Consider the following 24,680-nt stretch of genomic DNA (forward strand, 5'->3'; position numbering starts at 1 on the left):
CTCCTTTTCCCATGAAGCCTGCCCCCGTCTCACGCCGTCACTTTCTCCATGCAGCCCTCGCCGGCACCGCCCTGTCCCAGGGGCACCTGACCAGCGCGGAGACGACGGAGGCCCCCAAGAGCGGCTCGCCGGAAAACACCTTCCACGATCCGGCGCGAGACATCCCCCTCGCGGATGATGCGGACGTCATCGTGTGCGGCGCAGGCCCGGCCGGTGTGAGCGCCGCCATCGTGGCTGCACGCGCCGGGGCACGGGTGCGCTTGTTTGAATGGAGGGGCTGCCTCGGTGGCGTGTGGACGGCCGGGTTGCTGGGCTACTTCCTCGACTTCGACAAGCCAGGCTTCGCCAAGGAACTGCGCGAGAAACTCGATGCCCGCGGGGCGCGCAATGGCTCCAAGGCCTCTGCTTTCTGCTACGATCCCGAAGCTCTGAAGCTGCTGCTGGAAGAGCTCTGCGTGGAGGCCGGTGTGAAGTTCCAGTTCCACACGCGTGTGGCCGCCGCCTTCCGCGAGGGCAACAAGCTCACGACCATCGTCACCGACTCCAAGTCAGGACGTCAGGCATGGCGTGCCCCGGTGTTCATCGATACCACGGGCGATGGTGACCTCGGAGCGCTGGCGGGTTGTTCGTTCGAGATCGGCGAGGCCAAGGATTGCCCCTGCCAGCCCATGTCTCTCAACGCCCTGCTGGTGGTGAAGGACGCAGAAGCGTTGCGCGAGTACGTGCGCTTTGGCAAGGCACTCCCCGGCGAGAACTCCAACAGCGACAAGAAGGAGCGCATCCGCGAAATCATTGAGAAGACCGGCCACTTCCCCTCCTACAGCAGGCCCACCCTGTGGCAGGTGAAGGACAACCTCCTCTTCGCCATGCTGAATCACGAGTATGGCGTGAAGCCTTTCGATGCGGCCGAAGTCACCGCTGCCACGGTGCGCGCCCGAGCGGAGATGAACAAGATGGTGAATGGCCTTCGCGCGCTCGGCGGGCCGTGGGAGGGCATCCAGCTTGTAGCCACCGCGGAGCAGATCGGTGTGCGCGACGGACGCCGCATCGCAGGCCGCTTCACCGTGCTCAAAGATGACCTCATCAAGGGCGTAAGGCATGAAGACGGTGTGACGCGTGTGACCTTTGGCGTGGACATCCATGCCACCAATGCGGATCACAATAGAAAGGGATCCGCCACCATGCCCACGAACATCAAGGTGAAGCCGTATGACATTCCCCTGCGCGCCCTCATCGCGAAGGATGTGGATGGCCTCATGATGGCCGGGCGCTGCATCAGCGGGGATTTCATCTCGCACTCCAGTTATCGCGTCACGGGAAATTCCGTGGCCATGGGAGAAGCAGCGGGTGTCACGGCAGCCATTGCCGCTCTCTCGAAGCGCCCCCCACACGAGGTGGCCTGGAGCGAAAGCGCGGCCAAGCTCGCCGCCATGGGTCTGCGGGCGTGATGCACTCTCCCATCAGTGGGCTTGTTACATTCCACCCTGCACGTCTCGCCATGCGCCGGCTCGCCGCTCTCCTGCTTTCTGGCCTGCTTGGCATCGTGGGATCCACGGTTCTGCATGCGGCACCGAAACCCGTCGGCACGCAAGGTCATGTAGGCTGCGTGGAGAACCCAAAGCGCGTCGAGCGGCCGGAGATCACCGAGCCGGGGGTCTATGAAAACTATCTCGTGGACAGCAACTGGGCGGGCGGCAATCGTGTCAAGATCACCGCCGACAACGTGACGCTGCGCAATTGCGAAATCCGCAACGCTTCAGGGAACGGTATCGGTGTCTTTGGCAAACAGGTCGTCATTGAGAACTGCCTCATCCATCATTTGCTCGCGGGCAGCTTCAAGGACCAGAAGGACGCGCATGGCATCACGGGGAGCTGGGGCCGCCTGGTGATCCGCAACTGCGACATCTCGTACGTTTCCGGCGATTGTGTCCAGTTCGATCCAGATCGGAAGCAGAGCGGCACAGTGACCATCGAAGATTGCAATCTCTGGACTGGCCCGCTGCCCGATTCGGCTGCCGGGTTTGCCAAAGGTGAACGCCCGGGCGAGAACGCTGTGGATACCAAGACGCCTCCTGACGGTGAGCGTTGCAAGCTGGTGATCCGCAACTGCCACCTGCACGGCTGGAACCAGCCCGCCGCGATCCAGAATGCGGCGGCTCTGAACTTAAAGGAGAACGTAGATGCCGAAGTGATCCACTGCGTGGCAAGTGACAACGAAATCGCCTTCCGCGTGCGGGGGCCTGGTAAGCGTGGCGGCGCCCACGTGAATCTCATCGAATGCGCTATCTATGACTCCGGCGCCGGCATCAGGATCGAAGACGCCATCGAGCATCTGGAAATCCGTGGTCTGATGATGGGACAAGGTGTGCTAGAGAAGGTGCGAGTCGCCGGGGCCAAACCTGCTGCCGCCACAACGAACGGTAAGGCTTCGCTTCCCGCTCCACCGCTGAAGGATTTGCTGCAACACGGATTCACCAGCGAATCCAAGTGACTGATCGCCAACTCGTCTCACGCCGGTGTCACTTCCGCTCGATACCGTAGCCCCAGTCTGCCAATACCGTATTTCACCGGTCTTTTCTCCACGGAGGACTGTGGAATCGTGACCCCTGCCAGCATCACTGGCATGTCACGTTCCCATCCTCAGATGAAAAAGAATACTTCACTGTCTCATCGCAACATCCTCGCGCGTCTCTTCGCCAGACTGTCGTGGAGCATGGTCGTCCTCTTTGCCCTCGCACTACAGGCGAAGGAAGCGCCCGAGCCTTTCTATGAAGGGCTGGGCAGCTACAAGATGAAGGTCACCACCAAGTCACCGGACGCGCAAAAGTACTTCGACCAGGGCCTGGCCTTCCTTCATGCCTTCAACCATGGAGCCGCCATCCGTTCGTTCCGTGAAGCGGCAAAGCATGACCCCGCCTGCGCCATGGCTCACTGGGGTATCTCCTACGCCCACGGTCCGCACATCAACTTCCCCCTGGTGCCACCAGACGCTGCCGAAGTGGCGTGGAAGGAATTGCAGCTCGCACAACAGCACGCTGCAAAGGCGACACCCTTCGAGCAGCAGCTCATCTCTGCCCTGGGTCAACGCTATGCGAACCCACAACCTGCAGACCGCGCACCGCTGGATCTGGCTTATGCCAATGCCATGCGTGAAGTCTGGAAAGGCTATCCGGACAATGCTGACGCCGGCACCTTCTTCGCTGAGGCGATGATGAACCTGCGCCCCTGGGACCAGTGGACACCGGAAGGCGCTGAGCAACCCGGCACGGCCGAAATCATCGCCACGCTGGATCGCGTGATCACACTCAATCCGAATCACCCCCTCGCCAATCACCTCTACATCCACGCGGTGGAGGCATCGCAAGAGCCCGGCCTCGCCGATGCCGCTGCGGAACGCCTGCGCGCCTTGCAACCCGGTGTGGCGCACAATGTGCACATGCCCTCGCACATCGATGTGCGTCGCGGCCGCTGGCAGCAGGCGATTGATTCCAATCTCAAGGCAGTGGCAGCCGATCAGGCCTACCGCAAGAAGGCCGGCCCACCCACGGGCATGCTGAACATGTACGTCGCGCACAACCGGCACATGCTCTCCTATGCCGCGATGATGACCGGCCAGAGCGAGCTCGCCATGAAACACATTCGCGCCATGGTGGCGGAAACACCCGCGGAGTTCCTCAAGGTGTATGCGAGCATGGTGGAAGGCTATGCCGCCATGCCCATGGAAGTAATGATTCGCTTTGGCCGGTGGGATGACATCCTCGCCGAGCCGGAGAAGTATGAGGACTACATGCCTTTCTCCCGTGCCATCCACTCCAGCGCACGTGCCATCGCTTATGCTGCAAAAGGGGACACCGTTGCGGCGCGCAGGGAGCAGGCCATCTACCTGAAGCGCGTTGAGTTGGTGGCGAAAGATGCCTACTTCGGCAATAACCTCGCGCAATCCATCCTGGCCGTGACCACACCCATGGTGGAGGGAGAAATCCTCGTGCGTGAAGGCAAGGTGGATGAGGGTCTCGCTGCCCTGCGTGCCGCGGTGAAAGCAGAAGACGCCCTGCGCTACGATGAACCTCCCGGCTGGCTCGTGCCTGTGCGCCATCCCCTTGGTGCCAGCCTCATGAAAGCAGGCCGCTTCGCCGAAGCAGAGCAGGTATACCGCGAAGACCTGAAGCGCCTGCCGGAGAATGGCTGGTCCCTCCGTGGTCTTGCGCAAAGCCTCCGTGCCCAGTCAAAAGAGAGCGAGGCAGATGAAGTGGAAGCCCTGTTCCGAAAAGTCTGGGTGAAGGCTGACACGGAAATCCCCAGCTCGTGCATGTGCCAGAAACTGACCGCTGGGAATTAGCAAACAACAGGCAGCGTTCCCTCAGGCCGGCTCTCCAAGCGTGATTCACGTGGAGAGAGCCGGCGTCTCATTTCACCGCTTGCTCCCCTCAATATCCCGCAAGTTCACATCCAGTGCGCCCACCGAGATCTGAATCTCCCACGCGGAAACCACCAGCGACGCAATCATCAATAGCAAGCTCGCACCGAAGACGCACTTCCCCGCCGGTATCCAATCAAGGAACAAGCAGAACATGGCCACGGTGCACAACAGGATACTAATAACCCCGAGAAGCTGCATGGTGCGGATCATCTTCAACCGGGTGCGAATGTTCTGGATCTGGCGCACAATGCCTTCGTCGGGTGCGGCCTTGTGAGAGGCATGGAGTGAGCGCACCACCGTTGCGAGTCCCAGAAAGCGATTCGTGTAAGCCAGCAGAAGCAGCGAGATGGCGGGAAAGAGCAATGCGGGGGTGGATAGGGTAATCTCCATGGACCGCTGAAACTCCGCTCCATTGGGCAGCTGGTCAAGCGCACTACTTCCCGGCCACTGCTGGCACCTCCATGGGGAAGATTGCGTTCCCACTCACTTCCTTCTTCAGCACCTCCTCCGCTTGCTGAATCACCTCCGCGCTGCTCACTGCAATGTCGTTCTTCTCTGAGCGATCCGCCGCGATGTCGTACACCTCCCAGCCACCGGGCTTCTTCGTCTTCAGTCCCTGGCGCACGGCTTTCTTGTCACCGATACGTACAGCAATCTGGCCCATGTACTCGGGAAACACCCACACCATCGGCTTTGTGTGTGCCACTGTCTTACCGCCGATGATGGCGGGCCAAAGGCTCTCGCCATCCAATCCCTCGGGTTTGGTAAGACCCACCGCATCACACAACGTCGGGAACCAGTCCGCGAAGTAGCCGGGTGAGTCATTCACCACGCCCGCGGGAATTTTCCCCGGCAGACGCGCGATCATCGGCACCCGGATGCCGCCTTCATACACGCTTCCCTTGAAGCCCCGGAGGTCCGCCGTGCTGTTGAAGAACTTTGCATCTGCACCGCCCACATGAAACTTGGAATCCGCACTGCGCCCATGAGTGGTGCCATTGTCGCTGGTGAAAACAATGAGTGTGTGTTCAGCGACGCCCGCCTTGTCCAGGGAATCCATCACGCGACCAACATAGCTGTCGAGGTCGGAGATCATGGCCGCATATCCCGCATGCGGACGCGGATGCGGCACATAGCCATTCTCTCCGCGGTAAGGTTCCTGATCCCACTCCTTGGGGAACTTTTCCACACTCTCCTTCGGTGGATGCATGGAGACGTGCGGCTCGATGAAAGCGAGGTACAGGAAGAAGGGCTTCTTCGCACTATCCGCGATGAACTTCTCCGCTTCGGCAATCATGAGCTTGGGCGCGTATGTCTCGCCAATCCACTCCTCCAGCTTCACCTCCCCCTCCGGCTGCTTCGCATGACCGGGTATGGGCTTCTGGTTGATGATGACCTTCTCCGCATTCCGCCAAAGGTGGTCTGGATAATAACTGTGCGCCACGGACTGGCAGTTGTAACCAAAGAAGAGATCAAAGCCCTTCGTGTTCGGGTCACCCGTGCTGCCCACGGGACCGAGTCCCCACTTCCCCATGGCCCCGGTGGCATAACCAGCCTCACGGAAGACCTGCGCAATTGTCCGCGCCTTCTCCGAAATGGGATACTGCCCCTCCTCATACTGCGGCAGGAGTTTCTTCGCTTGCATGTTCCCGCGAATCTCCGCATGTCCGAGATGCTTGCCTGTCATGAGCACGCAACGCGAGGGCGCGCATACCGGTGCTCCGGAGTAGTGCTCCGTGAAGCGGCTGCCCTGCTTCGCGAGCTTGTCGAGATTTGGCGTGGGTATCTTCTCCTGCCCGTAGCAGCCCAGTTCTCCCCAGCCGAGGTCATCCGCGATGATGAAGACCACGTTCAACTTCTCAGCTGCATGGGATGCAACGGTCGTGGCGAGGAAGCAACAGAGGGCGAGAATACGTTTCATGGCTGCGTGGGAACGGCGGGTGCTGCATCCTTCTTGCCGCCAGGCTTCTTCCCCGGGGCATTCTTGCGATAGCCGCGCTGATCCATGGGTGGCAGCGCGCCACCCATGGCATCCATATCCTGATTGCACAGGGCGCGCATTTCCTTGAGCGCATCGGTCTGGGCGGGATCCGCCGCCAAATTCTTCAGCTCGTCCCTGTCCGCCTTCAGATCATAGAGCAGTTCGTTGGAAGGCGCAGGCTGGTCGATGTAGCGCGCATACATGTAGCGCTGGCCTCGCACCCCCTCCCAGGTGAGCGTGGGTGCGAGGTCGAGGTGCTCGCAGAAGAAGTGGTCACGCCAGGCTGCGGGCTTTTCCCCGCGAACCAGAGGCGCGAGACTGCTGCCTTGATAGCCTGCAGGCCTCGCGACTCCCGCCCAATCAAGGAAGGTCGTGGCGAGATCCACGTTCAGTGCCATTTCATCCAGCACACGTCCACGCCTCTCCTTCGGCACACGCGGATCATAGATGACCATGGGCACACGCAGGGACTCGTCATAGTGCGACCACTTCCCCTGGAAGCCACGGTCGCCGAGGTAGTAGCCATTGTCCGCCGTGTAGACGATGATGGTGTTGTCATCGAGACCCGCCTCCTTCAAGGCCTGAAGCACGCGAGCGACGCCCTTGTCGATGCCACTGATCATGCGGAAGTACGCGCGTACGTTCGTCTGGAATCTCTCTGGCGTGTCATAGCCCCAGAAGAAGCGTTCGCGATTGATGGACTGCTTCAGGAACTCTGGCTGGCTCTCATAAATGGCAGGTGCACCGAGACGTGGCGCTGGTATCTCCGTGTCCTCATACATGCCATCCGTGGAGAGCGGCCAGGGATAATGGCCGATTCCGGGACGCTTGTCGCCATCCTCGGCATGGGCAGCATTGAACCACAGGTTCAAGCAGAAGGGCTGGTCCTTCGGCTGTGACTTGATGAACTCGATGCCGCGATCACAAATGATATCCGTCTCATGCCGCCTCGTGCCATCTGGCATCGTCTTGAAATACGGGTTCCTGCCGATGGCCTCGTACACATCATACTGCTCCTCCGGTTTGAAACCTGGTGGCATGATCATGTGCCACTTGCCGAAATGACCCGTGCGATAGCCCGCCTTGTGCAATTCCACCGGAAACGCCGTTGCCAGCGATTCCGGTTTCACCGTCGGGACTAAGTCATGCATGGCATGCGTGCGAGCCCACTGGCCGGTGAGCACCGTGGCACGGCTTACCCAGCAGACCGAAGTGGTGACAAATGCATTCTGAAAACGCACCCCCTCTGCTGCCAGCGCATCGATGGCCGGCGTCTTGACGATCGGGTGCCCCGCACAGCCAAGCGTGTCATACCGCTGATCGTCCGCGAAGAGAAAGAGAATGTTGGGTCGTTTTGCCTTCGCGGCCGAAGTATCGGCGGGCGATTGGGCGTGCACTCCCACGCTGCCCAGCACAAGTGCAACAGCGAGGAAATGAAGATGAGGGAAGCGAGAGTTCATGGAAATTGCTGATGCGATGCGGAATCAATCCACCAGTGTGAGCGTCACACGCCGCACATCCATCACGGATTTTCCGGGAATCTCCACTGCTCGCAGTGTGAGCGGCCCCAGGCCTTCGGTGAGTTTCATTTTGCCGAGGTTCAGCGAGTGGAACTCCTTCATCTGGGATTCGCCATCAGGACGTGGCAGCGTGTCTTGATTTGTGTTCAGCGGAGGATCCCATCCCGGTGTTACCTTGCCCGTGTGGGTATTGCCATTGAAGCTGAGTTCCACCGTGGCCCCCGCATCGGCCTCCGGGCACGTGTAGTCGATGGTCACCTCATAAGTTCCCGTCGTATGCACGTCCAGCAGCCACACCATGCTGTCCTCCTTGCTGAGCCAATTCACAAAGTAGGAGCAGTTCGGAGCATTGCTACTGCGGCGAACTTCGCCCCTGGGATCACCATCGCGCGCCGGCAGCATGGTGATGGGAAACTCACGATACCCGACGGGGATGGGACGCGGGTCCACCGCGTTCCCACCTCCCTTCTTGCCTCCACCCTTGGGGCGATTCGGCTGGGCTTGTGCCTGGGCCTGCATCTGTGTTTTGGGCTTGAGTGCAGGCGCCGAATCTGAGCCAAACATCTCGACGCGCCATGCCTTCACCGCTTCCTTGAGCTTGGTGGCCAGCATCGGTTCCTTGTCGTTGATGGGTGTCGTCTGTCCAGGATCGGCCGTCATGTCGTAGAGATGGCCCGCGTTATCCAGGCGATGCGTCTGCGTACGCACACTGACCTGTCCGCCCCAGGTTGAGAAGATGCTGCGGTCCACCCACTCCACCTTCTCACGCTTCAGCAGCGGTGAGAGGTCGCGACCATCCAGTGGCTTGTCCCCCACTCTTTTCACACCCGCCAGGGACGTGAGCGTGGGCAGCAAATCAATCGCGCCGCTGATGTAGGAAACCGTATGCCCCTGCGGCAGCTTCCCAGGCCAGCTGATGTAACACACCGAACGCACCCCGCCTTCATCCGTGTTACTCTTCTTCCCCTTCATGCCACCGGTCCAGCGATGGGTATTCGGGCCGTTATCGGAGAAGTACAGCACGATGGTATTCTCCGAGAGCTTGAGGTCTTTCAGCTTTGCGAGCACACGGCCCACGTTCATGTCTTGATTGGCCAGCATGGCATGCACACACCGCGTCTCCTCCACCTCTTCCTGGTCTTCAGCAGTGGCGCGTTGGGTGATTTCCTTATCCTTGAACTCCTCCCAATTCTTCGGCGGCGCGGACCACGGTGAGTGCGGTGTGGTGAAGGGGATGTAGCAGAGGAAGGGCTTCTCCTTGTTCTTCTCAATGAAGCCTATCGCTCGATTCGTACACACATCCACGATGTATCCCTTCGTGCGGATCATGCGTCCGTTCTCCTCCAGCGGCGCATCGACGTACTCACCCCAATGGCCGGAGCTGTGGCCGAAGTATTCATCAAACCCACGCGCCATGGGGTGGTAGGGCCACTGGGTGCCATTGTGCCACTTGCCGAACGCGCCAGTCGCATAGCCCGCTGCTTTGAAGGCATCTGCCACCGTCTTCTCTGAAAGGTCCAGTCGCTCCTGCCCTGTGGACACGCCTTTCACGCCGCCTCGTGGATGATATCTCCCGGTGAGAAACTCTGCGCGCGTGGGCGAGCACACCGGACAGACGAAGAAGCGATCCATCGACACGCCACCTTCCGCGATGGAATCAATATTCGGCGTCGTCGCCGCCTTGTTTCCCGAGTGGCCATAGTCCCCCCACCCCGCATCGTCTGCGAGGAAGATGACGAGATTCGGTTTCTGCTCCGCCGCATGGGACATCGAAACACCCACGAACAGCATGAAGGTGAGGGCGAGGAAACGTTTCATAAGCGAGGAAGGGGAACGAATGACCATGGGATTCCTGGATGCGGCGACGCCACTATTGTCACTCTTCAGCATCCTTCTTCGGAGCAGCTGTGGCCTTGCCCTTGCCGCCTTGTTTCTTGGCGGGAGTATTGAGATGCGTCATGGGCTTCTCCATGGCCTTCATCGCGGCCATGCCATCTGGAGTGAGCAGCGGATCCTGCGTGGACTTCTGCCAGTCCACCAGGGCCGCCTGCAGGCGCTTCAGCGTCTCCGCATGCTCGGGCATGGCCGCGAGGTTCTTCCACTCCCACGGGTCTGCTTTCAGATCATACAACTCATACTCCGGAGGATCTGCAGCGAGTTCAAAGAGCTTGCCCACATCGGTGCCCGCAAATTTCTCACTGCGCGCCATCGCCAACGCCGCATCGCCATCGATACCCGAGTTCGGCATGGCCCGTCCGGCACGCAGGTTGCGAATCAGCTTGTACTGCGCATCGCGAATGGTACGGCGCGGAAAGAATGGGATGGACCCGTGGAAATGAAACTCCGTGGCGAGGTACTGCCGGTTCTGGGTGGCGTCCAATGTGCTACGAAGCGAGCGCCCCTGGACATTCTCCGGAATCGTTTGGCCAGTAGCATCCAGAATGGTGGGCAGCAGGTCCACGGTGCCCACGAGCGCCGGTGTACGCTCGCCGGGAGTGAAGACCCCAGGCCACAACGCCAGCATCGGCACCTTCACCCCACCCTCGTAGCACGAAGTCTTACCACGGACAAAGGGAGGACCATGATCTCCCACGAAGAGCACGAGGGTGTTGTTCATCTTGCCCGAGGCTTCCAGTTCACCCAGCAGCAACCCCAACCCCGCATCGATACGTGTCACCGCATTGTAGTACTGCGTCACACGTTCCAACTGCTCCTGCGTATCGATCTTCTGGAATGGAAATGGCGGCACCTCACCCACTTTCAAGGGCGTCTCCGGGACACCCTGGTACTGCGTGGGAAAGGCCTCCTGCGGAGGGCGCGGACTACGGCCCATCACATGCGGATCCGCAAAGTTCACCATGAAGAAGAAGGGCTCCTTCGTCTCCCGCATGTACGCACCAGCAACCTTTGCGACATTCTTCACATCGCGCATGTCCGACTTCAGACGCTGGTCAAAGGGGAAGCTATCCTCCGGTGCCACGTGCAGCTTCCCGAGGATGGCGGTGCTGTAGCCGGCCTTCTTCAGTAGCGCGGGAATGGTCTGCGCGCGCAACGGCTCATGCAAAGCGAAGCCGCCATTCACCAGACCATACTGCCCATTCGCATGAGGATAGATGCCGGTGAACATGGCACTGCGCGAGGGACTGCATGAGGCCTGCGCCACATACGCGTTCTCAAAGAGACGACCCTTCTTAGCCATGGCATCGATGTTCGGCGTGCGCGCCACCTTGTCCCCATAGCAACCCACCTGCACCCCAAGGTCATCAGAGGTGATGAGCAGGACATTAAGCTTCGGATTCTCCGCGGCGGATGCTTGAAGCCATGCGCCAAGCAGGGTCAGCGCGAGCAGGAAGGTGCGTTTCATAAGAGGTGGCAAAAGGAAAAGAATTCGATGCAGGATATGGGTTGCGACTAGAAGAGCCGGATGGCACGCGTACCTGCAGCGCCCTGCTCCTTCGCTTCCAGTCCGGCAAGTGATTGCTTGTCCGGCTTGTATACGCCGACCTTTACCGTGTATTTTCCCGGGGCATACACGCGAGGTTGGAAGCGATTTCCCTGCGTACGCACGGTGTAGAGCACTTCACCGCTGGCCTCCGCGATGACCTGCACCACAGGGTCTTTCACGTCTTCGAAGACCAGCTCAGGGAGGTATCCCTGCAACTTGCGCCCGTCATTCTGGTCCATGTCTACGGTGATGGGCCAACCGGGGAACTGGGCCTTGTCGCCCAGCTTCGCATCGGAGAAGCGCGGCCAGCATTCGAAAACGATCTTGCGCTTCGACTTCTGGAAACGCACCAACCCATAACCATCTGCCCTCTGCTTTTCATCGACGATGTCCGGTGGGTTCGCATACGCCATCATGGAGATGCGGTTGCCGAGGCCGTCCTTGAAGTCACCCGTCCATGGCAGCGGACTACCTGGCACGGGATTCGGACCAGGCTGCTCATCGAGCGGATGCCACCAGCGGCCGTAGATGGTATTCACCAGTGCCGGACTCGTGAAGGCGTACGGGCCGTCCCCAAAGTCATCAATGCCATTCTTCACCGTGACAGCGAGGTGCTGGTCACCGCAAAGATGCACCGCCCACGCGCGGCGAATCTCCTCCAGTGCGCGATTGCGTGGCGTCTGCGGCCAGCCGTTGCAATCGAGATCTGCGAGCAGGCGGTCATCCCGCTTCCCGTGCATATGCACCGCTCCGCAAAAGGCGGTCTGCGAGAGCACCGCCTTCATTTCGCTGCCGGTCCAGTCTTGCGCCCACTCGCGCAAAAACTTCTCCTGACGTTCGCCCAGCAATTGCAGTCCAGGCAGGTCAATCGTCTTCGGATCGTACGCGGGATCATTGATGTGGTCAGGACGCGGGCCCATCTGCGGAATCTTGCCCGCAGGACCCGACTTGAACTTGCGGTCCTCCAAAATCGCGAAGTCCACGCCACCCACGGTCAATCTGGTATAATACACCGTGATACCCCGCTCCACCGGCGTAGGGTCCACGGGATCCGGCAGGTTCCAGGATTGCTGGCGCTGCACCTGATTCACATACTCCACGGGGTACATATACCCGCCATCGGCATTCCCCTTCAGCGTAGAGAGCTTGCCGTTCTCCCCCCAGAGATTCGGATGTCCCACATCATGATCGTCCGGGATGCAGATGGTGGGACGATCTTTCATGATGTCCCGGAACTGCAGGCCAAACTCAATCCAGCCCGCCGTGTGCTCCGTGTGCCGATACGTCTGGTCTCCCGCGAAGAAGAGCAAGTCCGGGTCCTGTAGTTTCAGATTCTCGATAATCTCCGGTCGCAGGCCCGTGGTGCGGCTGGAGTTACAGGACATGTTCGCCACCACAATCTCGTCCTTGTCCGTGGGATCGCGGCGGACGAGTCCCTCGTACGCAGCATCCTTGCCGTGGCGCACGCGATACGGTACACTCTTCGTCGCATCCCATTTCTCCATGCGGAAGTGCGCACTCCATCCAGGATACAGCACCGGTGCCTTCGCAATCTCCTTCCACTTCTCGTCCTCGCCCTTCACCTCCAGTCTCGCCTCACGGGACTCGTCCGGCTTCAGCGGGTAAAGCTGCGCGGTCATCTTCAGCACATCGTTCTGATGCGTGTAGATGGCAAAGGCCACGACATCCTTGCGCGGCACGTCCATGGGCGGAGGCTGGCTGGCCCGCGCCTGTGGGCGCGCATTTTGATTGCGCGGGCCTCCCGCTGCCCCCTTTGCCCACCACTCACCCGTAGCCAGCGAGTCCAGTTGTGGAAACTCCGCGCCAAAGGGCTGCGCTACCTCAGCAGCCAGCGCCCCTCCCGCACCTCCCAGCGCCGCGCTCCCCAAGCCCACCGCAGTGAGTTTCAATGCGTCGCGGCGAGAAAGAGAGCGTGAGGACTTCTTGGGCTTCATGGGAAACTTCGGAAACGTGCGCCCGCACGCCAGATTTCAAGAAAAGACAGTAGTCCGCCGATCCTCGGCGGTCAGTGGGCGAATGCCCCCAGGACTCAGCAATCACTCCCAGCAATGCAAAGTGAGAAATGCAAAATGAAAACTCTAAGTGGATCCGCCCCTCAGTCACTTTTCATTTTGCACCTTTCATTTCTCATTTTGCATTTCACGGAGCACGTTCTCCCCCCTGGCAGATGCTTCCTACTTCCCAACATACGTCACCCACAACGGCGAAGACCACGCCATGTTCCCATCCGTCTGCTCAATGCGCAGGTAGTAGCGGTTCTCACCCTTCAGTGGCTCGGCATCGGTCCAGGTGGCTCTCACCTCGCGATCCTTCCCCTCGATCGCGTGATAGTTCTGCTCATTGCGTACCACCGTCACCCGCTTGATGGGTGCAGTACCAGCGATGCTAAACGTAAGTGCGGGCTTTTCTTTCAACTTAAACACGTCGCCCATGAGGTGCTCGCCACAGCTCAGCTCTACAAAAATCTTGTCCGTGGCCGCGCAAGTGCGCCTCGCCTTGAACCCTGCAATAATGCCCTCCCGCGTGAACTCTTCCACATATACACCGCCGAAGGAAGTATGCGTGGCAATGTGATCACTCGATGCGAAGACGCTCAGCTTGTAACCTTCCGCGAGTGCCTTCTGATACACGCCATTATTCAGAGCCATCGCACCTTTGGTTCCTGCTTCAAAATTCGTGATCGGCTCCGGCGGCATGGGCTGGTTCTTTGGCTCCAGCTTCGCGGGTGTGTACGCTTCATTCTTGCGCAAACCCACGGTGGGTTGCGGGGCACCGAGCCCTTCGTAGCTCAGCCGCGCACCCTGGAAAATTTCCACCGTGTTCTCATAGGTGTTGTCGATGCCATCTTTGTACTTCGTCCAGTCCGTGCCCATCCCTGTGGCGCCCGTGTGACTGATGACGGCGCAGGGCTGATTGTACCGCTTCAAGATATCCCACAACTCAGTGGGAAGGATGGGCTGGATGCCCGCCGCCACAGGAAGCTTCTCCTGCCACTGCGACTCGCGATAAAAGGCGCGATTGATGTACACCACGGGGCCGCCCCGCTTCGCGAAGACAATGTTGCGATGGCCCCACGGGAACGGCTGCTCCCGCTCATAGGCGTACAGAGACGCAAAACTCCCCGGCGCAAAGAACACATCCACATGCCGCTGCGTATGCCACCACTCATACGAGTCATACTTCTTGCCCACATCCGTGTGATCAGAGGTTCCCAGGAAATCCAGACCTGCAAGGTCATATGCATACCGATACGCCTCCATCACACAACCGTCGAAGGCAGTGCGGCAGTTCGAGATATCCGTGTGCCGGTGCAAGTCGCCCCACACGAGCCGATACGTCTTGCTGCCCACCTTCCACGTGTGATGCTCCGTAAGCGGGCGCGGCGGCGTGGACTCATTGAGATACGGCTCCATCTCCGGCGTACGCGCCACTTCTGCCTCAGGCTCCGCTGGAAGCGTGGCGAGTTCTGCATCCGTCTTCACCGAGCCCACATACACACCGGCTACGCCACACTCCTTTCCCGCGCGTTTGTCAGAGGGCCACGCCATCCAGAGACCACCACGAGGCCCGAGGAACATTTCCTGATGTCGGTCCTGTCCCATGGTGCTGTCCGGCAGAGCAGCCGGCACGCTCCATGCCTTCGTCTCCGGCGTGTACCGCAGCAGCATGCCACGCCACATCCCGCTGGTGAAGTAGCGGCAGGCAATCCACACCTGCCCTTCACGCACCAGTACGGAGGGAACATTGATGGCATAACCGGGACTCGGATCCGGCGCAGGTGTGGGGCGACCATTATGCGGGACCGGCACCTCCGCGAAAGTTTCCGCAGCAATGTCATACCGGCCCAGCAGCAGACGCTTCTGCGCATTGAAACCCATGGCATTCTCATGGCCGCGCGAATCCAGACCCCACTGACGACGTCCACGCTCGGCAGCAATCCATAAACCTCCACTGCCATCCGAGCTGACAGAGGCGCGTGCTTCATATTCAGGAGTCTCCAGCAGCACGCGATCCTTCACCTCTCCACTGAGGCTCACATGCGCCAGACGCAGGTTGAATTCACTACCCGCGGAGTTGTCATAGGCGATCCATGCGCCCTCATCATCCGTGAAGGCCAGACGCGGCTCCCAGTTCCCACCTCCCTTCGCTGTTGAGACGCGTACCGGTTCGCTCCATTTCGCATCTTTCGTCGACCAATGCCGCGTCCAGATTTGCGAGGCACCCGGCTTCACTTCCTGCCACGTCACCCACACGCGACCTGAGGCATCCGTTCCCGTATCCGCAAAGCTCGCGCCGGCATTCGTGTATGAGGCAAGTTCGATTTCACCTTCCAGCGCACCTTTCGCAAAACGTCGCGCCCGCAAGGTCATGATGTCCTTTGCATTCACCTGCGCCCAGATACACCATACACCACCCGCTCCGTCTGCCGTGATGGTGGGCTGGTGCAGCACACCTGGCTGCGACACCACCGCTTGCTGCGTGAACTGACGCCCCTCGCGCTTCGCGAGATTCAGCGTGTCCGCCACGCCATCGTGTTCGATGTACGTCACCCAAAGTCCACCGCTTTTATCGATACACACATCCGGAAAGTCGCGATGCAGCTTCGGGTCAACGCTGGAGAGTCGATTGGAGAGCGGCGCAATGAGTTCGGGCTGGGTGATCGCGGGACGATTAGCGTTGTTGGCACGAGTCTTCCTGGGCTTCGTCTCTCCAGGAACCTCATCATTGGAAGGCGCCGGCGCCGCTTCCTGCCCCAGTAGTGTCAGGAAGGCCAGCAGCGGAAGTGGCGAGAGAAGCAGCGCGACTTTCATGCGGTGGTAACGCCGAAGAACACAGCTTCTTCCGCTTACCTCAGGGCTCCGTCAGATTCGGCGCCCACATCGCTCCCTCCTTGTCGATTACTGGCGTCTTGCCATCCGCTGGGAAGCTGCTTTTCACAGCCCCCCGGAGTTGCATCGAAAGTTCCTCGACCATCTTCGCTTGATTCGGATCATTTGCGAGATTCGTGAGCTCCTTTGGGTCTGTTTCATGGTCGTACAACTCGCGTCCCTTGTTGCCCTCATCCCACTCGGTGTAGCGCCAGCGGTCGGTGCGCAGGCTGTAGCCAAAGAAGCGGTTCCCGTTGTCACCCGCCGCAGCACTCGCGCCCGCACGTTTGAATCCACCGCCTCGCACCACCTGCGTGAGCGCCCAGCCGCGGCCCTTCACATTGGGATCCTGCAACATGCCCACGAGGCTTTGGCCCTGGATATTCGCCGGCGCCTTCACACCGCAGAGTTCTGTGAGAGTAGGATACAAATCAAGATGACTCACCGGCGACTTCGCCACCCCGCCCTTCGTGGCACCCGGCGCCACAATGAGAAGCGGTACACGCGCACTGCCTTCGAAGACGCTCTGCTTTTGCCACAAACCGTGCTCACCCATATGATAGCCATGGTCGCTGGTGAAAACGATGATCGTATTCTCTGAAAGCCCCAAGCGGTCGAGCGCATCCACCACCCGACCCACCTGGGTATCCATGAAGCTGATGCTCGCATAGTACGCCTGCAGCGTCTGCCGGCGGAGGTCATCCGTGAGCTTATCCTGCTCCTTCTTGTAGCTGCCCAAGGCAGGAGGCGGAAGATCCGCCTGGTCTTCTTTCACACCCTGCACCACGGGCATCTCGGCCTCGGGATACATTTCGAAGTATGGCGTCTTCGGAGAGACGTAGGGTGTATGCGGACGGAAGAAACCAACCGCAAGGAAGAAGGGCTGGTCCTTCTCTTTGGCACATCTCTCCAACACCCACTCTGCATCCTTCGCGGCGAGTCCATCCGTGTGAAACTCATCGCTCTTCGGCGAGGCATACCAACTCAACGTGCCACCGAAGTTTCCGGGGACGAGCGAGAATATCTTCGCCTGATCCTCCAGTCTGTCCACCCCGGCGCGATTAATCTCCATGTCCCATGATCCGGGATCATCATGTCCATTCGTGCCGATGGAGTTGGGCACATTGTAATGATACAGTTTCCCGATGCGAGTAGCGAAGTACCCATCAAGGCGGAACGCCTGCGGCAGGCTCCACTGCTTCGGAATGGTCTGACGGAAGATCTGGCCGTTGGAAAGGATGCCCGTGCTGTTCGGATACAATCCCGTGAGCATCGAGTTCCGGCTCGGCCCACACAGAGGGAAGGTGCAATACGCGCGATCAAAGCGCACGCCCCGTGACGCGAGCTTGTCGATATTCGGCGTCTTCGCACGCGGATCTCCGTAGCAGCCGAGGTAGTTGTTCAGGTCGTCGGAGATGAGGAAGAGGACATTCGGCTTCTGAGCCTGAGCGCGCGGAGCGAACGGAAACAGCGCTGACAACAAAAGGATGGCGAGGAGGGTGCGCATGACGTGACAGTGTGGAGGAATCGAGAGGCCTTGAAACGAAGAAACGGTGAGGATCTTGCCAGGGAATGTAGTCCGCCAAGTAATCAACGGTCAGTGGACAAAGTGCTATCGGATCGGGCAGTGGAATCCACCAATGCAAAGTGAGAACTGCAAAATGAAAAATGCAAAGTGGTTGGAGTCTTCGTCATTTTCCATTTTGCATCTTTCATTTCTCACTTTGCATTTTCTCGGTATCCCTCGGCTCGACTATTCCTGCGCCGCCGCCTTCTTCCCTTTTCCCTTCCCTCTCGCACCCGCCCCGGCGCCTCCCCTGCCCTCGGCATCATCAATAGGACCCGCCAGCGGTGGCTTCTCAAAGTAGGCGCCGTCATCCACCAGGCGAGGATCACCGGTGCGCCTCAGCTCATCCATGAGACGCTTTTCCAAGTCAGCCTTCACCTGCGCGAATGCAGGATCATCCGCCACGTTCTTCGTCTCATCAGGATCATACTTCAGGTCGTAGAGCTCATACTTGGGCCGCTTGCCGAAGACCCAGTTGAAATGCGCCTTCCACTCTGGCGTGTTGCGCACACTTACCAGCCAGGCCTTGGTGGGGCCAGAGTCATCATCAGGCAGGGTCACGCGAGTGTTCTCAGTCACTTCTTCCCTCGTGGGCTCCTGCTCGCCTTCGCCCAAACCGTAGGGGTCACCCAGCGGCCAGCGCTCGGGGTGGAAATTCACGATCAACACATGGTCCTTCGTGCGGATGGCGCGCTGGGGATAGGGCGCATAGTCGGCGCGAGCATTCTCCACGTGCCGCTCGCGGCCGGTGATCACATAGGTCCGCTTATCATCCACGAGTCCACCCTTGTCTGACTTCAGTACATTCCAAAGACTGCGACCGGTCATCACCTCAGGGACAGCCACTCCACCGGCTTCGAGAAAGGTAGGAGCAAGGTCAGGCAGAAGAACGAAATCGTCCACCACACGCCCCCCCTTCACACCGGCACCGGCAATGATCAGGGTCACATTCGTCCCGAAGCCATAGAGGTTGCACTTCCCGTGCGGAAACCCCGGGGCGCCATGGTCACCGCTGATTACGATGAGTGTATTCTCCGCCTCACCACTCTTCTCCAACTCTTCCATCAACTGTCCCACCGTCGCATCCCACGCAGCGATCTCGCCGAAGTAGTCTGCGAGATCTTCACGCACTTCCGGCACATCCGGAAGGAAGGCCGGCATCTTACCCTTCAAGGTGTCCGGCTCAATGCCCCACAGCGCTTTACCATTCCCCTTGATCCACTTGCGATGCACGTTCGTGGGGCCGAACCAGAAGCAGAAGGGCTTGTCACCGTCACGTGCCGCGAGGAAGTCGTGAAAATTCTGACGTGCCTCCGCATAGAGTTCCTGCTTGGCCTCGTCGAGCGGCTTCCCCTTGGCCACCATCTCGGTGACATTCTCGGAGAAGTTGTTGATACGGCCACCAGCCTTCTGGTACGCATACTCCTGCTTTCCATAGGGCGCGTCAGCGGGCGTTCCGGGGCCCCAGACCTTGTATGATTTCCCGATGTGATACCCCGCATCGCGCAACATCAGCGGGTAAGCTGGAATTTTTTCATCCCACACTGCGCCACGGAGAATGGCACCTCGACCGGTACGCCAGAAGTACTGGCCGGAGAGCAGCGAGGAACGGCAGGGCGTGCATGAGGGTGAGTTCACATGCGCGTTGCGGAAGAGTACACCACGCTTTGCAATCTTATCGATATTAGGCGTGCGAACCACATCATTGATGCCTCCCTTGCCTTCCACCTCGGCGAAGATGCTGGCGTATTTGCCCCAGTCATCCGCGAAGAAAAAAAGGATATTGGGTCGCTTCGCTTTGCCACTCTCGGCGGCGTGACCATACATCGGCACGAGAAACGCGCTTGCGAGCAGCACGAGGAGGAAATGGAGTCGATGAAAATTCATGGTGAGAGTAAGTCTGCGTGCTTGAGAATCTTAAGAGTCCGTCGCTGGCGCTGGTGCGCTCTCGCTCTTCTTGCCCTGGCCTTTACCTTTGTTCTTGCCCTTGCCTTTCGCATTGGGATTCCCCGGATTCGGAGCTCCGGTCTCTGCGAATGTTTTGTCCAACTCTGCGGGACGCACATCGCTGAATTGGTCGAGCACTTTCTGCAGCTTGGCCGCAGCAGCGGCGGCATCTCCTTGTAGCTCGGAAACCTTCACCGGATTCTTCTCATCAACGTCGCCAGCCAAGTCGAAGAAGTTTCCGTTCTTGTAAAGCTTGTACCGCTGGTCGAAGGCGCACTCACGCACCGTCATGTCATTCGACTGGCGTGGTGAGTACCACATATAAAGCCACTCGCGCGGAGTCCCCTTCTCCCCGCGCAACTGAGGCAAGAAGCTCACGCCGTCCAGTGCACCCGGCACCGTCACGCCTGTCGCTTCACAGAGTGTGGGCAGGAAATCCGTGCTGCTGACGAGGTCCTTGTTGACCCGTCCCTCCTTGATGACGGCAGGCCAGCTTGCGATGAAGGGAACATGCGTGCCGCGTGCGGTGGTGTTGCCCTTGCCGCCTGGATAGCCAGCTCCCTTGAATTGCGAGTTCACGCCCTTGCCTGTGCCATTGTCTCCGAGGAAGAGCACCAGGGTGTTTTCACGGAGACCCAATTCATCCAGCTTCGCGAGAACCTGACCAATCATCTTGTCCATGTATGCGGTCATGTCCGCGAAGTGCTTCACGCCCTTCTTCGCCTGTTCACCGTTAGTGGTCGGGTCCCAGTCCGCACTGTCCGGCGTGGGCTGGAAGGGATCATGCGTGAGCATCATCGGATAATACAGGAAAAAGGGCTTCTCCTTGTGCCGCGTGATGAAATCGAGCGCGAAGTCATTCACCAGCTTCGGCCCATACTCACCATTGGCGAAATCCTTCTCCACGCCATTGTACTCCAGCCCTGGGTTCGCGTAGCGCGGTGGACGACGCGTGTGCTGCCAGAGGCACGATTCATCAAAGCCAAAGTGCTGCGGCAACTCCTTCCCACGACCGAGCTGCCACTTCCCACAGATGCCCGTGGCATAGCCCGCGTCCTTCAGCAGGTTCGCAAAGGTCTTTTCGTTTGTCAGCAGCGTGCCAAAATTCAGGTAGTTCCGCACGTTGTACTTCCCAGTCATGAGCTGCACTCGGGTGGGCGTGCAGAGCGGCTGCACATGGCACTGCTCGAAACGCACACCATTCGCAGCGAGCTTGTCCAGCACAGGTGTCTTGTACGACTCACCTCCATTCGCCGTCACACACTCATACCCGAAATCATCCGCCATGATGAGGACGATGTTGGGCTTGGCGGCATCAGCCTGCGCCAGGACAACCAGCGCCATCCACAGGGTGACGGCGGCTCTGAAAATTTTGACAGGAGCGTGATTGAAGAACACGCCGCTCACAACGCAGCAACGGCAGCGAGCTTGCGGAAAGTTTTGGGGAATTGCCAGAGAAGCCAAACCGCGAGAAATGTGTGCTCCGCCCCTCCATTTCCTGGTACGGTTCCGCATGTCTCTCTCCCAGACACAGGTGGTCGGCTTGCTTACGATGTTCACGGCGCTGCTGGCGCCCTGCTGCACCCCACCGGAGAAGCCGGCGTCTTCTCATTCGGAAACGCGCACAGCGCCGTCGGATCCCTCCATCGGCACCGCCACGATGCGTGAGGATGGCACCATCGAAATGCAACTCCGCGCAGAGGCAGAGTCTGACCGCGGCAAGGGAAGCGGCATCAAGGGAGATGCGCTCATCAAGTATGCACCGGGGGACCCACACTATGACGAAGTCCTGAAGCACCTCGGCGGGCTCAAGAAAGGCGAGACCAAACCGGTACCGCCGTGGCCGGAGAAGAAGAGTTAGCTGCAACCGGCGGGTTGGAAAACTCGCCGGAGCTGTCCGGTCAGGAGACCCGACTTCCTTAGAGCTTCGGTGCGCGGTGCTTGTGCCACTCGGTGGACTGCTCATAGGCATGAGCGGCACGCAGTAGCGTGACTTCGTCCAGCGGCTTGGCGGTGAGGTGCAGGCCCACGGGGAGTTCCACACCTTCATGCTGGATCATGCCGCACGGTACGCTGATGGCGGGCAGGCCGGCGAGATTGGCAGGAATGGTGAAGAGATCCTCCAGATACAAGGAGAGCGGATCGTCACGAAATGCACCAAGCTTGAACGGCGGCACCGGAGTGGTGGGAGACACCACAAGATCCACCTTCTCAAACGCCTCCGTGAAGTCACGACGCACCAGGGTGCGCGCCTTCTGCGCCTTCACGTAGTAGGCATCGTAGTAGCCCGAACTCAGCACATAGGTGCCCAGCAGGATGCGGCGCTTCACCTCAGGGCCGAAGCCTTCCGCACGGGTCTTCACGTAGTGGTCGAAGAGTTCCGTGGTGCCTTCGGCGCGATGCCCATACCGCACGCCATCGAAGCGGGCGAGGTTCGCTGAAGCTTCCGCCGGAGCCACGATGTAATACGTCGCAATGCCGATATCCGTGTGTGGCAGCGAGATGTCCACGATGGTGGCGCCGAGCGACTCGAGCTGCTTCACCGCCTTGTCCACTGCTTCACGGATGCCAGGATGAATCCCATCCACAAAATGCTCCTTCGCAATGCCAATACGCAGGCCCTTGAGATCCTGGCCCAGTGCGGAGGTGAAGTCAGGCACGTCCGCCTTCAGCGACGTGCTGTCGCGTACATCGTGACCACAGAGATGATTGAGCACGAGCGCGGCATCTTCCACCGTCTTCGTAATGGGACCGATCTGATCCAGCGACGATGCGAAGGCCACCAAGCCGTAGCGCGAAACGCGCCCATACGTGGGCTTGATGCCCACATTCCCGCAGAAGGCCGCCGGCTGGCGAATCGAGCCACCCGTGTCCGAGCCCAGCGCGGCAAGCGCAATATTCGCCCCCACCGCTGCTGCCGAGCCACCGCTGGAGCCGCCTGGTACGCGGGACGTGTCCCATGGATTGCGCGCAGGGAAGAAGGCCGAGTTCTCCGTGGAGGAGCCCATGGCGAATTCATCCATATTCGCACGGCCAAAAGGAATCGCGCCACCTTTGCGCAGCAGGTCGACGCTCGCAGCGTTGTAGGGAGCGGTGTAGTTCTCCGCGAGGAACTTCGACCCGCAGGTGCAGGGCTGGCCCTTCACATTGATGTTGTCCTTCACCGCGATGGGGATGCCACCGAGTGGCAGGGAGAGATCCGCCGTCTCCGCTTCCTTCAGCGCTGCTTCCACATCATAGGAGATGTAGGCACCCAGCGCTTCATTCGCCTTCTCCATGCCCTGATGCAGATCCTCGATGATATCCGCAGGCGTGATGTCTCCGCTTTTAAGCTGCTGGCGAAGCTGGGCGATGGTGGATTCTGAGAGGGACACTAAGGTGAAGGGATAAGTGAAAAGGAAAAAGAGAAAAGGGAGGCTGCGAGTGGGACAGGCTACTCTTCCACCACGCGGGTAATGAGGAACTGGCCCTGGGCTTTGCGTGGGGCGTTGGAAAGGGCAGCTTCGGCGCCGAAGCCGTCACGCGGGATGTCTTCGCGCCACACGTCAAACACAGGCATGGCGTGGGCGGTAGGTTCCACGGAGGCGAGATCCGCATGCGCCTCCAGCACCTTCATGTAATCCAGAATGCCCGCGATTTGGGACTGGTATCGCGCCGTCTCCTCCTCGGTGAGTTGAAGGCGGGCGAGCTTGGCGGTGTGCTGGATGTTGATTTCTGTCGGCGACATGACGGGGGCAAAGGAGACGCTGCGGGAGCAAAGTCAAACGAACAGGAAAACGGGGTGACAGAGCGCAGGTGGAGATACAAAATGAAAAGACACGGAAACTCTGTTCAGTCCTCCGTGTCTTTGTGACTCTGTGTCTCCGTGTTGAATCCCAGCGCGTCGGGAGGACGACGGACCTAGGCCGTCATTTCCTCGTACTTCGCGTTGCCGATTTCGAGGTACTTCTTGTACTCCTTCATGCGGAGATTCACGCGCTCTTCGAGGGTGCGCTCGCCGAGGCCGTCATGCTTGGTGGCGACGAGGGCGACAATGAGATTGATCATCTGCTTTACGTCCTCAATGTGCACGTGCTCGGAGACGATGTTCTGGTCGTCGTCCAGGTTGTGGTAGTTGCCAAGAGGCACGCTCAAGCCCACGCTGCGAATGCCGCAGGCCTGCAGGGCGGTGGCTTCACAGGCACCGGCGTCGAGCAGGCAGCGCTGCACACGAATCCCCTGCTCCGCTGCGGTACGCATGAGTACATTGATGAGTTCGTGATCGAAGACGGAAAGGCGGTCGCCCACACGGACAATCGGGCCATCACCCATCTCCGCGCCGTTCACCGGGCGGCTGGTCTCCAGAGAGAGGAAGACGGCATCTTTGCCAAAGGGCCAGTGCTTGCCGAGGTGCCAGGCACCGAGGAAGCCCACTTCCTCCGCACGGGTAAAGGCAGCATGCACCGTGGCATCAAGGCCGAGGCGAGACAGCTCTTTGAACACCGCTACGATAATCGCGCAGCCCACCACGTCATCACAGGCAGCGGCGTGGACCTTGCCATCTTCAAAGACGACAGGAAAACCCCATGGCGCCATATCGCCGCTTTCCTTGCGCAGGGCAATGTTCTCCTTCTTCTCCACGAGATTCTTCGGCACGCCGCCCAGGAACTCCCATTCATCCGTCTTGCCTGGCACCTTCACCCACGCGGGGTGGTCCATGTGCGCGCCCAGTGCCCACACCGGTGTGGACTTGTGTTTGCCCTTGCGGTAGGTGGCCAGCAGGTTGCCGAACGCATCCGTGGAGAGCTCGACGTTGGGCACGTCCAGCAGGTACTGTTCAATCTGCGCCCGCACATGATACTCATGGAACGGCGCCGTGGGTTGATTGAGGAGCTTCTTGAGGATAGAGGTCAGCGTGTCTGCCATGGGCAC

The 24,680-nt window shown here is 59.7% G+C and carries 17 protein-coding genes; 4 read left to right on the plus strand and 13 right to left on the minus strand.

Going from position 1 to position 24,680, the window contains the following annotated elements; genetic code table 11:
- Positions 1–11 precede the first annotated feature (11 nt).
- The 3 genes from G5S37_RS18445 (at position 12) to G5S37_RS18455 (ending at position 4,339) form a co-directional block, all read left to right on the plus strand.
- Complete coding sequence (locus G5S37_RS18445) at positions 12–1,448, plus strand: FAD-dependent oxidoreductase (protein WP_165205925.1); 1,437 nt, start codon at positions 12–14, stop codon at positions 1,446–1,448.
- Positions 1,448–2,491 carry a right-handed parallel beta-helix repeat-containing protein gene (locus G5S37_RS18450; RefSeq protein ID WP_206026048.1) on the plus strand — a complete coding sequence of 348 codons (1,044 nt, stop codon included), beginning with the start codon at positions 1,448–1,450 and terminating at the stop codon, positions 2,489–2,491. Before G5S37_RS18445 ends, G5S37_RS18450 begins: the two co-directional genes overlap by 1 nt.
- 153 nt (positions 2,492–2,644) lie before the next feature.
- Positions 2,645–4,339 carry a hypothetical protein gene (locus G5S37_RS18455; RefSeq protein ID WP_165205927.1) on the plus strand — a complete coding sequence of 565 codons (1,695 nt, stop codon included), beginning with the start codon at positions 2,645–2,647 and terminating at the stop codon, positions 4,337–4,339.
- Positions 4,340–4,411: 72 nt separating this feature from the next.
- On the opposite strand, the gene G5S37_RS18460 is transcribed toward G5S37_RS18455, so the two are convergent.
- From G5S37_RS18460 to G5S37_RS18505, 10 genes are all read right to left on the minus strand, one after another.
- Complete coding sequence (locus G5S37_RS18460; RefSeq protein WP_165205928.1) at positions 4,412–4,810, minus strand: DUF2721 domain-containing protein; 399 nt, start codon at positions 4,808–4,810, stop codon at positions 4,412–4,414.
- A 43-nt stretch (positions 4,811–4,853) separates the two neighbouring features.
- A complete protein-coding gene (locus G5S37_RS18465) occupies positions 4,854–6,341 on the minus strand; it encodes an arylsulfatase (RefSeq protein ID WP_165205929.1) in 1,488 nt (495 codons plus the stop codon).
- Positions 6,338–7,861, minus strand: a complete 1,524-nt coding sequence (locus G5S37_RS18470) for a sulfatase (RefSeq protein ID WP_165205930.1) — start codon at positions 7,859–7,861, stop codon at positions 6,338–6,340. The genes G5S37_RS18465 and G5S37_RS18470 overlap by 4 nt, the downstream gene beginning before the upstream one ends.
- A 24-nt stretch (positions 7,862–7,885) precedes the next feature.
- Positions 7,886–9,739 (minus strand): arylsulfatase, encoded by a 1,854-nt coding sequence (locus G5S37_RS18475; protein ID WP_165205931.1) that lies wholly within the window; start codon positions 9,737–9,739, stop codon positions 7,886–7,888.
- Positions 9,740–9,797: 58 nt separating this feature from the next.
- Entirely contained in the window at positions 9,798–11,285 is a 1,488-nt protein-coding gene (locus tag G5S37_RS18480; protein ID WP_165205932.1) for a sulfatase, read from the minus strand.
- A 47-nt stretch (positions 11,286–11,332) separates the two neighbouring features.
- Positions 11,333–13,321: a metallophosphoesterase family protein gene (locus G5S37_RS18485; RefSeq protein WP_165205933.1), complete on the minus strand. Its 1,989-nt coding sequence runs from the start codon at positions 13,319–13,321 to the stop codon at positions 11,333–11,335.
- A gap of 240 nt (positions 13,322–13,561) precedes the next feature.
- Entirely contained in the window at positions 13,562–16,198 is a 2,637-nt protein-coding gene (locus G5S37_RS18490; RefSeq protein ID WP_165205934.1) for an esterase-like activity of phytase family protein, read from the minus strand.
- 40 nt (positions 16,199–16,238) lie between these two features.
- Complete coding sequence (locus G5S37_RS18495; protein ID WP_165205935.1) at positions 16,239–17,762, minus strand: sulfatase; 1,524 nt, start codon at positions 17,760–17,762, stop codon at positions 16,239–16,241.
- 246 nt (positions 17,763–18,008) lie between these two features.
- Positions 18,009–19,709, minus strand: coding sequence for a sulfatase (locus tag G5S37_RS18500; protein WP_165205936.1), 1,701 nt, complete (start codon positions 19,707–19,709; stop codon positions 18,009–18,011).
- 30 nt (positions 19,710–19,739) lie between these two features.
- Entirely contained in the window at positions 19,740–21,113 is a 1,374-nt protein-coding gene (locus G5S37_RS18505) for a sulfatase-like hydrolase/transferase (RefSeq protein ID WP_165205937.1), read from the minus strand.
- 130 nt (positions 21,114–21,243) lie between these two features.
- Between G5S37_RS18505 and G5S37_RS18510 the strand changes: the two genes are divergently transcribed.
- The gene (locus tag G5S37_RS18510) at positions 21,244–21,630 is read left to right on the plus strand and encodes a hypothetical protein (protein ID WP_206026049.1); all 387 of its coding nucleotides are present in this window, start codon (positions 21,244–21,246) and stop codon (positions 21,628–21,630) included.
- Between the two features lie 58 nt (positions 21,631–21,688).
- Here G5S37_RS18510 and gatA read toward each other — a convergent pair whose 3' ends face one another.
- The 3 genes from gatA to G5S37_RS18525 form a co-directional block, all read right to left on the minus strand.
- Positions 21,689–23,143: an Asp-tRNA(Asn)/Glu-tRNA(Gln) amidotransferase subunit GatA gene (gene gatA / locus G5S37_RS18515; RefSeq protein ID WP_165205939.1), complete on the minus strand. Its 1,455-nt coding sequence runs from the start codon at positions 23,141–23,143 to the stop codon at positions 21,689–21,691.
- 59 nt (positions 23,144–23,202) lie between these two features.
- The gene (gatC, locus tag G5S37_RS18520) at positions 23,203–23,496 is read right to left on the minus strand and encodes an Asp-tRNA(Asn)/Glu-tRNA(Gln) amidotransferase subunit GatC (protein WP_165205940.1); all 294 of its coding nucleotides are present in this window, start codon (positions 23,494–23,496) and stop codon (positions 23,203–23,205) included.
- A gap of 173 nt (positions 23,497–23,669) precedes the next feature.
- Complete coding sequence (locus G5S37_RS18525) at positions 23,670–24,674, minus strand: M20/M25/M40 family metallo-hydrolase (protein WP_165205941.1); 1,005 nt, start codon at positions 24,672–24,674, stop codon at positions 23,670–23,672.
- Positions 24,675–24,680 lie beyond the last annotated feature (6 nt).

The organism is Roseimicrobium sp. ORNL1, assembly GCF_011044495.1.
Taxonomy (GTDB): domain Bacteria; phylum Verrucomicrobiota; class Verrucomicrobiia; order Verrucomicrobiales; family Verrucomicrobiaceae; genus Roseimicrobium.

Bases quoted from the DNA above. Each gene is read 5' to 3' on its own strand.
- G5S37_RS18445 (WP_165205925.1), top strand. From the start codon at position 12: ATGAAGCCTGCCCCCGTCTCACGCCGTCACTTTCTCCATGCAGCCCTC.
- G5S37_RS18450 (WP_206026048.1), top strand. From the start codon at position 1,448: ATGCACTCTCCCATCAGTGGGCTTGTTACATTCCACCCTGCACGTCTC.
- G5S37_RS18455 (WP_165205927.1), top strand. From the start codon at position 2,645: ATGAAAAAGAATACTTCACTGTCTCATCGCAACATCCTCGCGCGTCTC.
- G5S37_RS18460 (WP_165205928.1), bottom strand. From the start codon at position 4,810: ATGGAGATTACCCTATCCACCCCCGCATTGCTCTTTCCCGCCATCTCG.
- G5S37_RS18465 (WP_165205929.1), bottom strand. From the start codon at position 6,341: ATGAAACGTATTCTCGCCCTCTGTTGCTTCCTCGCCACGACCGTTGCA.
- G5S37_RS18470 (WP_165205930.1), bottom strand. From the start codon at position 7,861: ATGAACTCTCGCTTCCCTCATCTTCATTTCCTCGCTGTTGCACTTGTG.
- G5S37_RS18475 (WP_165205931.1), bottom strand. From the start codon at position 9,739: ATGAAACGTTTCCTCGCCCTCACCTTCATGCTGTTCGTGGGTGTTTCG.
- G5S37_RS18480 (WP_165205932.1), bottom strand. From the start codon at position 11,285: ATGAAACGCACCTTCCTGCTCGCGCTGACCCTGCTTGGCGCATGGCTT.
- G5S37_RS18485 (WP_165205933.1), bottom strand. From the start codon at position 13,321: ATGAAGCCCAAGAAGTCCTCACGCTCTCTTTCTCGCCGCGACGCATTG.
- G5S37_RS18490 (WP_165205934.1), bottom strand. From the start codon at position 16,198: ATGAAAGTCGCGCTGCTTCTCTCGCCACTTCCGCTGCTGGCCTTCCTG.
- G5S37_RS18495 (WP_165205935.1), bottom strand. From the start codon at position 17,762: ATGCGCACCCTCCTCGCCATCCTTTTGTTGTCAGCGCTGTTTCCGTTC.
- G5S37_RS18500 (WP_165205936.1), bottom strand. From the start codon at position 19,709: ATGAATTTTCATCGACTCCATTTCCTCCTCGTGCTGCTCGCAAGCGCG.
- G5S37_RS18505 (WP_165205937.1), bottom strand. From the start codon at position 21,113: ATGGCGCTGGTTGTCCTGGCGCAGGCTGATGCCGCCAAGCCCAACATC.
- G5S37_RS18510 (WP_206026049.1), top strand. From the start codon at position 21,244: ATGTGTGCTCCGCCCCTCCATTTCCTGGTACGGTTCCGCATGTCTCTC.
- gatC (WP_165205940.1), bottom strand. From the start codon at position 23,496: ATGTCGCCGACAGAAATCAACATCCAGCACACCGCCAAGCTCGCCCGC.
- G5S37_RS18525 (WP_165205941.1), bottom strand. From the start codon at position 24,674: ATGGCAGACACGCTGACCTCTATCCTCAAGAAGCTCCTCAATCAACCC.